Origin of the sequence: Rugamonas sp. DEMB1, from assembly GCF_029834475.1 — a bacterium.
In the GTDB taxonomy this organism is placed as follows: Bacteria; Pseudomonadota; Gammaproteobacteria; order Burkholderiales; family Burkholderiaceae_D; genus Rugamonas; species Rugamonas rubra.
Genome location: NZ_CP122407.1, coordinates 4,992,169 through 5,003,677, shown reverse-complemented (window position 1 = coordinate 5,003,677; position 11,509 = coordinate 4,992,169). Strand labels below are relative to the sequence as shown.

Below are 11,509 nucleotides of genomic sequence, written 5' to 3'. Positions count from 1 at the left end.
GCGCCGTGGCGTAGCCATGCGGAGCTGTGGCGGGCTGCGTCGGCGGGCCTGGCGCCCGCCGACTTGATGGCGGCTTGTTGGCGCCTAGTAGACGTCGCGGCGGTAGCGGCCGGCGGCGGCCAGGTCGTCGAGCGCGTCGGCGCCGAGGATCTCGACCAGCGCCGCGTCGACGCCGCCGGCCATGCCTTGCAGGCTGCCGCAGACGTAGACCATCGCGCCGTCGGCGATCCAGCCGCGCAGCTCGTCGGCGGCGCCGCGCAGGCGGTCCTGCACGTACTCGCGGCGCGCGCCGTCGCGCGAGAACACCAGGTCCAGGCGCGGCAGCAGGCCGGCGGCCTGCCACTGTGCGATCTCGTCGGCGCAGATGCTGTCGTAGGCTTGCTCGCGCTCGCCGAACAGCAGCCAGTTGCGCCGCCGGCCGGCCAGCGCGCGGGCGCGCAGGTGGGCGCGCAGGCCGGCGAAGCCGGAACCGTTGCCGATGAAGATGGCGGGGCCGTCGGCCTCGGCCGGCGCGAAGCCGGGGTTGGCCTGCAGGCGCGCCTGGATGGGCGCGTCCAGCGGAGCGTGCGCGGTCAGCCAGCCGGAGCCGAGGCCCAGGCCGCCAGGGTGGCTTTCCTGGCGCACCAGCAGTTGCAGGCCGCCGTCCTGCGGCAGCGAGGCCAGCGAGTAGCTGCGCGGCGCCAGCGGGCGCAGCTGGTCGGCGCAGGCCTGGGCCGAGCTGGTCGGTGCGACCGAAGCCGAGCTCGTCGGCACGGCCGAAGCCGAGCTCGTCGGCACGGCCGAAGCCGAGCTTGCCTGTGCGGCCGAGGCCAAGCTCGTCGCCACGGCCGGCGCCGGCAGGATGCTGCGCGCCAGCGCCTCGTGCAGGCTGCACACGGCGCTGCCCAGGCGCACCGAGGCGTGACCGTCCAGGCCGCTTTGGCGCAGCCAGGCGGCGACGGCGCCGTCCGGATTGCGCGGCAACACCTCGAGCAGGGCGCCGGCTTGCCAGTTGGCGCCGGCGCCATCGAGCACCACCTCGTACAGCGGGCCGCCCTGGCTGCCCGGATTGAGCAGTGTGCGCTCGACTAGCTGCCAGGTTTGCCAGGCGCCGGCGTGGTTGGCGTCGTCGGCGCTGCCGTTGGCATGCTTGCCGGCGTCGTCGGCGGCGCCATCGTTGGTGCCGGGGGCGATGCCCGTCAACTTGTCGACGCCGCACAGCTGGGCCAGCGAATGCGACCAGCGTTGCAGCGCGACGGCGTCGCCGTCGTCCACCTCGATGGCGGGGAACAGCTGTTTGGCGCCGAGGGCGCGCAGGCGCTGGTCGAGGGCGCGGCCGAAGCCGCAGAAGTCGCTGTAGTGGCGGTCGCCCAGGGCCAGCAGGCCGAAGCGCAGGCCGGACAGGCTGGCCGCGTCGGCTTGTTTGAGCAGGCGGGCGAAGCGGCGCGTGCCGTCCGGCGGCTCGCCCTCGCCGAAGCTGCTGGCGACCAGCAGCACGCGCGCGTAGCCGAGCAGGTCGGACGGGGCGAGGCGGTCGAGCGATTGCACGGTGGCGGCGGCGCCGGCCTGGCGCAGGGCGGCGGCGCTGCGCAGCGCCAGGCGCTCGGCCGATCCGGACTGGCTGGCGTAGGCCAGCAGGGTGGTGGCGGCCGTGGCGCCGGCCGGCGCTGGGCTGGCTGTGGCGGTGGCGGTGTCGGCCAACAGCGCCCGTTCGGCGCGGGCGGCGCGCTTGAGTTTGCGCCGGCCCAGGTAGAGCATCCAGCCGGTGATGCCGAACAGCGGCATGGCCAGGCCGGCGAGCATCATCGCCAAGCGGCCGGGCAGGCCGAAGTAGGTGCCCATGTGCAGCGGATAGAAGGTGGTCAGGAAGCGGTCGCGCACGTTCAGGTCGGCGTAGCGTTTGTCTTGCGTGATCGTGCCGCTGGCGGCCAGCACGGACATGCGGTTGCGCGCCTGCTCGTGCGGCGCGGCGGCGCCCAGCCAGCTGATCTGGATGGGCTGCGCCGCCTTCTCGGAGATGCGCAGGCTGGCCATGCGCCAGTCCGGCGCCTTGCCGAGGAAGCTGTCCCAGGCCAGCGCCAGGGTGGCTGTGCCGGTGGCGTGCGCCATCCCGGCCGGCATGTCGGCGCCTTTGGCTGCCGGCTTGGCGGCGGCGTGGTTCATCGCCGCGCGCGGCGGCCGGCCGGCCCAGCTCTCCAGGCTGTCGCGCACGATGTCGAAGCTCCAGTACAGGCCGGTGCCGGCCAGCACCAGGTACAGCGGCAGCACCCAGGTGCCCAGCACGGCGTGCAGATTCCACAGGAAGGGGCGGCCGCGCAGCGCCGGGTCGAAGGTCAGCCAGGTGCGCCAGGACAGCGCCCGGCGCGGCCAGCGCAGGTACAGGCCGCTGGCGGCCATGCCGATCAGCAGCAGCGCCAGCGTGCCGGTGACGGGATCGCCCGTTTCGCGCGGCAGCAGCAGCCAGCGGTGCAGCGCCTCGATCCATTCAAAGGCCTCGTGGCCGCGCAGTGTCTGCGCCGCGCCGCTGTAGGGATCGACATAGATCGATTCGCCGCGCCGTTGGCCGGGCAGGGGCGCGAAGATCACGCGGGTGGCGGCGCCGGGTTCGGCGTAGACCATCATCGTGCTGATGCGGCGCGCGCCGTGCACGCGGGCCACGGCGGCGGCCACCTGGGCCGGCGCCAGGACCGGTTCGGCGCGCGGCGCCACCTGGCGCACGCCGGGGTTGAGCAGGTCGAGGCATTCCTCGCGGAAGGAGAGCAGGGCGCCGCTCAGGCCGATCACCATCAGCAGCGTGCCGCCGGTGATGCCGACCAGCCAGTGCAACTGGAACCACACCTGGCGCCAACCGGGCAGCGACCGCGACAGCGCCGGACGGCGCGCGGCGCGCGCGCCTGCCGCCGCCGGGGCCGATGGCGCGGCGGCCACGTCGTGGCCCTCAAGGCCTTGCGGCCGGGCGCTCACGGCGCCGCCTTCACGCTCGTCTTGCCGGCGCGCGGCGTGCCCGCAAGCTGCGGCGACAAATAGAATGGGAGGCGGCGGAATGGGCAGGGCCGGGTCATGGGGCGAACACTTTCTGGCGAGGGTGGGCGCGCGGCTGAGCCGGCGGCGGACGAGGACAACAGCATACCATAAATGAGAATCATTATCACCCGCAGGGCTGGCCCGGGCGCCACCGGGCCGCCGCGCCGGCACCACAGCTCGACCGCCCGCGAGCGTGGTGCGGTAGCGCGGGCCGAGGTCGACCGTGGTCCAGGCCGGCGCCGCCCGCGGGCCGGATCGCGCCGCTTGCCGTCGACGCTGCGGACGGTGCCGTACAATTGCCCGCTCGGTTTGCTGGCGCGGAAGGCGGCCACCGCCGGTCCCGACGGGCCAAGGCGCGGACGGGCCGAATTTGTGTGGGCATTGCCGGCTCCGGCATGGTAAATTTCCGCCGTTGAGGATTGCCGCATAGCAAGAGGACCGGCTCCCCGGCGCGCCCGGCGCCCGCCCGGCAGGCGCCGGCGCGGCCATTCCCGCATATCGTTTGAGATGCCAGGAAACATTGAATCGTATCGACAGTCGGGAATGCAATGGACACAGCCAGGGACTTCCCATTTTCCCATCGGCCGGCGGCATCGGCGCGGCACCGCGCCGCCGCCGTTGCGCCCGGGCGCGACGGCGAACTGGCCGCCCTGCGCGAGGCCTACCAGCGGGTGGCCGGACGCGGCGGCGTCGAATTGTTGTTGCTCAGCGGAGGCGCCGGCAGCGGCAAGTCGGCGCTGGCGCACAGCCTGCGCCAGCCGGTGCAGCGCGCCCACGGCTGGTTTGGCGCCGGCCGTAGCGAGCGCGGCGGCCTTCCCTACGCCTGCCTGGGGCAGGCCTGCGGCGAACTGGTGCAGCGCGTGCTGTCCGAAAGCAAGCCGGGCATCGCCGCCTGGAAGGTGGGCTTGCGGGCCGCGCTGGGCGGCAACGCCCAGCTGATGGTGATGCTGGTGCCGGCGCTGGAGCGGCTGCTGGGCCGGCCGGAGGCGCCGCCGCCGCTGGCGCCGCTGGCGGCCCAGCAGCGCCTGCGCGCCGCCTTCCGCGACCTGCTGGGCGCCTTCGCCCGGCCCGGCCAGCCGCTGGTGCTGTTCCTCGACGACCTGCAATGGGCCGATCCGGCCAGTCTGGCGCTGCTGCGCGACCTGCTGGGCGCGCCCGGCCCGGCCGCGCTGCTGCTGCTGGGCGCGTATCGGCCGCAGCCGGCGGCGGCCGGCGCGGCGCTGGCGCGCTTGACGGCGGCGGCCTTGCGCAGCGGCGTAGCGCTCACGCAAATCGACTTGGCGGCGCCGGAGGCGGCGGCGCGGGCCGGCCGGCGCTGGCGCGACGGCGCGGGCGGGCGCCCCGGCCACGCGCCGCCGGGCGGCGCGCCGGAGCGTCTGCCCGCGCCGGTTGCGGCCGGCGCCGCCGCGCTGGGCGACAGCGGGCTGGCGCACGCCGCCGCCGGCCCGGCCGCGCGCGGCGGGCCTTGTTCGAGCTGGTCGAGCAGCTCAACCGTGGCGCCGGGCTGATCGTCGACGCCGCCGGCCGCCGCACGCTGTACCGGCTCAACTGCGCGGCGGCGCGGCAGGCCCGGGCGATGTCGGCGCACGCCGCCGCCGCCGCCTATCTGCGCCAGGCGGGCCGCCTGCGTTGCGCCGCCGCCAACGGCGCCGGCGCCGACGCCGCGCCGCTGGCCTGGCGGCTCGACCTGGCCGAGTCGGCCAGTTTGGCCGGGCAGCAGCAGCCGGTCGAGCGCCTCGCGGCCGAGCTGGACAAGAGGGCCGAGCGGGCGCCGGGGGCGGCGGGCCGGCCCGCGCGGCTCGCGCTGGCCCGCCTGGCCTTGCTGCGCGCCGGCCAACAGCGCCTGGCCGGCCGTTTCGCCGAGGCCCTGGCGCTGCTGCTGGGCGCCGTGCGCCACTTCCAGCCGGCCCTGCCGCGCGAGGCGGCGGCGATCGAGGCCGCCACCACGGCGCAGCGCCAGGCGCTGGCCGATCCGGCCGGCCCGGCCTGGCCGGCGTCGGCCGACGCGGCGGCGCCGGCCGACGCCGAGGCGGCCGCGCTGATCGACCTGCTGGCCGCCGCCCAGGACTGCGCCTACTTGTCCTGCGGGCAGCTGTTCCCGCTGATCGTGCTGAGCGGGCTCAACCTGTGCCGGCGCCACGGCCACCCGGCGTCGGCGGCGCTGCTCTACGGCGGCTACGCGATGCTGCTGGCGGCCGACGGCGAGATCGCCGCCGCCGACGACTACGCCGAGCTGGCGCTGCGCCTCAACGCCGGCCGCGGCGACGCCGCCGGCCGCGCCGCGCTGCTGGCGATCCGGGCCAAGTTCGTCCATTGCTGGCGCCAGCGCCACGCCGCCTGCGCGGCGCTGGCCAGCCAGGCCTTCGACGCCTGCGTGGCGGCGGGCGAGCAGCTGTACGCCAGCTGCGCCGCCTACCAGGTGGTGCAGATCGGACTGGAGCGCGGCGACGCCATCGAGTTGTGCCTGCGCCAGTCGCGCCGCTACAGCGACTGGGCCGGGCGCCACGGCAATCGGCCGGTCCACCAGATGCTGCGCCTGCAGCAGCAGGCCATGTTGGACCTGCAGGGCGCCACGCCGCGCTGCGGCAGCTTCGACGACGCCGGCTTCAGCGAGGCGCAATGCCTGGCCGTGCTGGCCGCCGGCGGCTTCGCCGGCGCCCTGGCCGAGTACCAGATCATGAAGCTGAGGACGGCCTACCTGCACGGCCGCCACGCCGAGGCGCTGGGGCACGGCGAGCAGGCCGGCCGGGCGCTGCGCGGCGGCCCGGCCGGCATCGGCGAGGCGAGCCACTGCTACTACCACGGCCTGGCCCTGGCGGCGGGCCACGACGGCGCCGCCGCCGCGCGCCGCCCGGCGCTGCTCGACGAGTTGGCGCTGCTGCTGGCCCGGCTGGCGCGCTGGGCGCGGCACAATCCGGCCGACTTCGGCCACCGCCACGCCCTGTTGGCGGCCGAGATCGCGCGCGCCGAGCTGCGCGAGCTCGACGCCATGCGGCTGTACGAGCAGGCCATCGAGCAGGCCGGCGCGCACGGCTTCGTGCAGCACGCCGCGCTGGCCAAGGAGCTGGCGGCGCGCTTCTACCGCGCGCGCGGCTTCGCCCGCAGCGCCGACGCCTACCTGCGCGAGGCGCGCGACGGCTACCAGCGCTGGGGCGCGGCGCGCAAGGTGGCGCAGCTCGAGCGCGACCATCCGCAGCTGCGCGCCGGCGCCGCCCCGGCCGCGCCGGGCGGCGCCGAGGCCCTGCTGCTGCGGGCCAAGCTGGCGCCGCCGCCGATGCCGCAGCGCCTGCTGGCGCTGCCCCGGCTGGAGCGCCAGCTCGAGCGCGCCGGCGCGCGCCGGCTGGTCTGCCTGCTGGCGCCGGCCGGCTACGGCAAGACCACCACGCTGGCCCGGCTGCGCGCCGCCGCGCGCGCCGGCGGCGGGCGCGCCGGCTGGCTCACGCTCGACCGCGAGGACAACGATCCGCTGCGCTTCCTGCACGGCCTGGCCGCCGCCCTGCAGGACGCCGCGCCCGCCCTGGGCGGCGCGGCGCTGGCGCTGGCGCGCGCCGGGCGCGGCGCCGCGCCGGCGCAGGAGCCGGTGCTGCGCGCGCTGTACCGCGAGCTGGCCGGGCTGGACGCGCCGCTCGCCCTGTTCCTCGACGACTACCACCTCATCGACAACCCGGTGGTGCACGAGGCGATGGACTGGCTGCTGGCCCAGCACCTGCCGCAACTGACCCTGCTGCTGGCCTCGCGCGGCGCCCTGCCGCTGGCGCTGAGCAGGCTGCGCCTGGCCGACCAGGTCCACGAGCTGCGCGCCGACGAGCTGGGCCTGGACCTCGAGGAGGCCGGCCGGCTGCTGCTGGCCGTCAGCGGCCGGCCGCTGGCCGAGGCGCAGCTGCGCGCGCTGCACCAGCGCACCGAGGGCTGGCCGGCGGCGCTGCAACTGGCCGCGCTGGCGCTGCGCCGGGTCGACGACGCCGACGGCTTCGTCGCCGCCTTCTCCGGCAGCGACCGCGACATCACCGCCTACCTGGGCGAGATCGTGCTGTCGCAGCTGGCCGCCGAGACGGTGGACTTCCTGCTCGGCAGCGCGCTGTTCGAGCGCTTCTCGGCCGACTTCTGCGCCGCCGCGCTGGGCCTGGCCGACGCCGCCCGCCTGCTCGACGGCGTCAAGGCGCAGCAGCTGTTCCTGGTGGCGCTGGAGCCGGAGCGGCGCTGGTATCGTTACCACCACCTGTTCGGCGACTACCTGCGGGCGCGCTGCCTGCGCACCCGGCCGGACGCCGCGCGCGCCCTGTACCGCCGCGGCGGCGCCTGGTTCGAGCAGCAGGGCCGCGTCGCCGAGGCCATCCCCTGCGCGCTGGCCGGCCAGGACTACGCCCGCGCCGCCGACCTGATCGTGGCCCACGCCTACCAGCTGGTGCACCTGCGCGACCAGGACGCCACGCTGCTCGGTTGGATCGCCGCGCTGCCGCCGCAGTACGTCGAGCGGCGCCCGGAGATCAAGCTGCCCGGCATCTACGCCTACCTGATCAGCTACCGCTACGCCGAGGCGGAGGCGGAGATCGCCAAGCTGCGGCGGCTGTTGGCCGCCGGCGCGACGGCGGCCCCGGCGGCGAGCGCCGACGCGGCGCGCAAGACGCTGATGATGCAGGCCATCTTCCACGCCCTGAGCGGGCGCGTCGCGCCGGCCGCGCGCATCTGCGCCGAGTGGCTGGCGCGCTGGGGCGGGAGCGATCCCAACGACGTCGGCAACATGCTGGTGGTGCAGGGCTACAGCGCGCTGGTCGGACGCGACTACGCCGGCGCCGTGGCGCGCCTGCTGGCCGCCAAGCGCTCCTACCGCGATTGTCCGCGGCCGCCCAACGGCCTGGCCTGGGCCGAGACGCTGCACGCGCTGGCGCTGTGGGAGCGCGGCGACGTGCACGGCGCCGAGGCCCTGCTGGGCGCCGTGATGGACGCCAGCCCGCGGCAGTTTTCCCCCTCGCCGGCCTGCTACGGCAGCTGCCTGATCGCCCTGGTGCAGGCGCAGAGCTGCTACGAATTGAACCGGGTGGAGCGGGCCGAGGCCCTGCTCGACCAGGTGTTCGCCTTCACCAAGGCCAACGGCTGCATCGAGACGACGCTGGCGGCCTACCTGACGCGGGCGCGCATCCTGTGGTGGCGCGGCGCGGCCGACGCCGCCGACGCCGCCGACGCCTGTCTGGCCGAGGGCATGGCGCTGGCCGAGCGCAACGGCCTGGCGCGGCTGCGCCGCGCGCTGGCGGCCGAGCGCGTCGACCTGCAGCTGAAGGCCGGCCGCGCGCCGGCGGCGCGGCGCCTCGGCCGGGAGCTGGAGCTCGACGGCGCGGCGGCGGCCGGGGACGACATCGGCGTGCGCGTCGGCGCGCTGCGCCTGCGCCTGGCCGGCGAGGCGGACGGCGCCGGCGCCGACGCCGCGCCCCTGCTCGAGCAGTTGCTGGCGCAGGCGCGCGGCGAGGGGCGCCACGGCTGGACGGTCCGCCTGCTGTGCCTGCAGGCCGGCTGGCACCAGCGCGGCGGGCGCGCGCCGGCGGCGCGGGACAGCCTTTGCCAGGCGCTGGCGCTGGGCGCCGTCCACGGCCAGTGCCGCTCGCTGGCCGACGAGGCCGGCGGCTTGCTCGGCCTGATCGAGGCGGTGCGGCAACGCGCCGACTGCGGCGCCGAGCCGGACCGGCTGCCGCCGGGTTACCTGGCGCGGCTGTTGCAGGCCTGCGGGCGGCGTCCGGCCGCCGGCGCCGCCGGCGCCGCCGCGCATCGCCGCGCCGCGCCGGCGCCGGCCGAGGCGGCCGAAGCCCTGTCCGGGCGCGAGGCGCAGATCCTCAAGCTGCTCGACCAGGGACTGAGCAACCGCGAGCTGGCGGCCCTGTTGTTCCTGTCGGAGGCCACCGTCAAGTGGCACCTGCACAACATCTACACCAAGTTGCACGTCAACAGCCGCACCGGCGCGCTGGCCCGCGCGCGCGAACTGCTGCGCCTCTAGCCGGCCGCCCGGCCCGCCGCCGTCCGCCGCGCCGCGGTCGATACCGACTTGCTAGCGTGTTTCGCCCCCCCCGGCGTGGAAAACCAACCTTTCGATGGGCCAGATATTTCATTTGTAATGTTTTAATGAATATTGGCCATTTCGCAATGTGAATGTTTTTCTTACATTTCCCTATGCACCCGCAAACAACGCATGGGGCAGGGGCCGGCGCGGCGCGGAAGCGTCCCCGTCGCCGGAAACATTGCGAAAAAATTCATGGCGGCGCGGGAACTGCGGGGCGGCGGCGGCCACCTATCTGCACGTGCCACCGGGCAATCCACTATCGCAGGCGTTTGAAGAGGGATGGACATGATGGATACACGAAGCAAAGCGCGGTTGCGGGCGGCCTTGTCCGCCCATCTGGCCGGCGCCCTGATATGCGGCATCTGCGCGCCGGCCTGGGCGGCGGCCAAGCCGGGCCTGCCCCTGAGGCTGGAGCGGACGCTGCGCCTGCCGGCGCCGGCGGCGGCCTACGCCGCCGCCGGCGCCGCGGACGCGGCGGACGCGGCGGCCGCCGGTTTCTTCACGCTGGGCGGCGCCGCGCTGTCGGCGCGGCCGCCCGCCGTCGAGGCGTCGGTCGAGCGCGACATCGTCATCGTCTCGCACAGCCGGGCGGCGGTCGCGCTGGACGCCGAGCCGGGCTGGGAGATCGCGCCGGCCGACCGCACGCTCAACACGGCGCTGGCGCGCTGGGCCGCCCGGGCCGGTTGGCAACTGGTCTGGGAGTTGCCGGTCGACTACGCCGTCGACGCCCGCACCGAGCTCGGCGGCAGCTTCGAGGAGGCGGTGGCGCTGGTGGTCAAGGCCATGGAGGGGGCGGAGATTCCGCTGAAAGCCATTTTCTACGCGGGCAACAAGGTCCGTGCGCGTCGTGCCAAAAGGAGCAGAATGATGAGGGTCAGAGTGTTGGCGGCGTTGTCCGCCCTGGTGTTGCTGCCCGCTTGCGGCGGACTGGTGGAAAAGATCGAGCGCGACTTTCCGCAACGGGAGGCGGGCGCCTCCGGCCTGGTGAGGGAGGTCGGCCGGACCGCGCCCGGCGTCGCCGCCGCCGCCGCGCCGGTGGCGCACGAGCAGGGCATCTGGCTGGGCAAGAACATCGTCAAGGTCGGCGCGCCGGCCCTGCCGCCGATCTTCTACCAGCCCGCCACCTTCGACCGCAGCGTCAACTCGCTGGCCGAGCTGGCCGAGCGCATCACGCTGCGCGCCGGCATTCCGACCAAGGTCAGCCCGGACGCGCTCGGTCCCGGCTACGCCGCCGCCGGCAACGGCAACGGCGCCGGCGCCGCCCGCGGCAACGGGCCGATCCGCATCACCTACAACAACGGCAATTTCGAAGGCCTGCTCGACACCGCCGCCGCCCGCTTCGGCGTCTACTGGAAGTATGTCGACGGCGCCATCCAGTTCTTCTGCACCGAGTCGCGCACCTTCCAGATCAACGCCATCCCGGGCGATTCGAGCATGAGCGCCAACATCACCAGCGGCGCCGGCTCGACCGGCGGCGTGGCCGGCGGCGCCGGCGGCGCGGCCGCCAGCGGCGCCAACGGCGTGAGCACCAGCAACAGCCAGAACATCGCCGTCGCCTCCAAGCTGTCGGTCTACGCCAGCATCGAGAAGTCGGTCGGCGCCATGCTGTCGGGCCACGGCAAGGTGGTCGCCTCGCCGGCCACCGGCGCCATCACCGTGGTCGACACGCCCGACACGCTGGAGCGCATCGCCGGCTTCATCGAGGGCGAGAACAAGTCGCTGTCGCGCCAGGTGGTGATCAACGTCACGGTGCTGTCGGTCAACCTGGCCGACGCCGACGAGTACGGCATCAACTGGAACCTGGTCTACCAGGGCCTGAGCCACAAGTACGGCATCAAGAACAACGCCGCCGCCGGCAGCAACAGCGTCGGCTTCTCGGCCGGCATCCTGGCCACCGCCAGCAGCAAGCTGGCCGGCACCGCGCTGGTGATCAACGCCCTGTCCGAGCAGGGCAGGGTGCGGCGCCAGACCACCGCCTCGGTGGTGACCCTGAACAACCAGCCGGTGCCGGTGCAGGTGGCGCGCCAGACCAGCTACCTGCAGTCCTCGCAGACCACGGTGACGGCGCTGGTGGGCGCCTCGACCACGCTGACGCCGGGCAGCGTCACGTCCGGCTTCAACATGAGCATCCTGCCGCACGTGCTGGCCAACGGCACGGTGATGCTGCAGTTCTCCACCGACATCTCGGCGCTGCGCGCCATCCGCACGGTGAGCAGCAACGGCAGCATGATCGAGACGCCGGAGATGGACACCCGCAACTTCCTCCAGCGCGTGGCGATGAAGTCGAACGAGACCCTGATCATCAGCGGCTTCGAGCAGACCGACGACAACCTCGACCGCAGCGGCGTCGGCACGGCCGCCAACTACCTGTTCGGCGGCGGCTTCAAGGCCAAGTCGAGCAAGGAGGTCATCGTGGTGCTGGTCACGCCGACCACCATGGGCAGTCTGTAAGGGGCG

Annotated in this window: 4 protein-coding genes and 1 pseudogene; 4 read left to right on the top strand and 1 reads right to left on the bottom strand. The window is 74.9% G+C overall.

Annotation, left to right across the window (positions count from 1 at the left end):
* Nucleotides 1-84: 84 nt before the first annotated feature.
* On the bottom strand, nucleotides 85-2,835 hold the full coding sequence (locus tag QC826_RS23110; protein WP_279766584.1) for a sulfite reductase flavoprotein subunit alpha: 2,751 nt from the start codon (nucleotides 2,833-2,835) through the stop codon (nucleotides 85-87).
* Nucleotides 2,836-3,551: 716 nt separating this feature from the next.
* Here QC826_RS23110 and QC826_RS23105 point away from each other — a divergent pair.
* The 4 genes and pseudogenes from QC826_RS23105 (at nucleotide 3,552) to QC826_RS23095 (ending at nucleotide 11,503) form a co-directional block, all read left to right on the top strand.
* Nucleotides 3,552-4,511, top strand: a complete 960-nt coding sequence (locus QC826_RS23105) for an ATP-binding protein (RefSeq protein WP_279762644.1) — start codon at nucleotides 3,552-3,554, stop codon at nucleotides 4,509-4,511.
* The gene (locus QC826_RS23100; protein WP_279762643.1) at nucleotides 4,469-8,989 is read left to right on the top strand and encodes a LuxR C-terminal-related transcriptional regulator; all 4,521 of its coding nucleotides are present in this window, start codon (nucleotides 4,469-4,471) and stop codon (nucleotides 8,987-8,989) included. Before QC826_RS23105 ends, QC826_RS23100 begins: the two co-directional genes overlap by 43 nt.
* 342 nt (nucleotides 8,990-9,331) lie before the next feature.
* Nucleotides 9,332-9,829, top strand: a pseudogene (locus QC826_RS31785) (TcpQ domain-containing protein); the annotation flags it as partial.
* 90 nt (nucleotides 9,830-9,919) lie between these two features.
* Complete coding sequence (locus tag QC826_RS23095) at nucleotides 9,920-11,503, top strand: PilN family type IVB pilus formation outer membrane protein (protein ID WP_409567898.1); 1,584 nt, start codon at nucleotides 9,920-9,922, stop codon at nucleotides 11,501-11,503.
* Nucleotides 11,504-11,509: the final 6 nt, after the last annotated feature.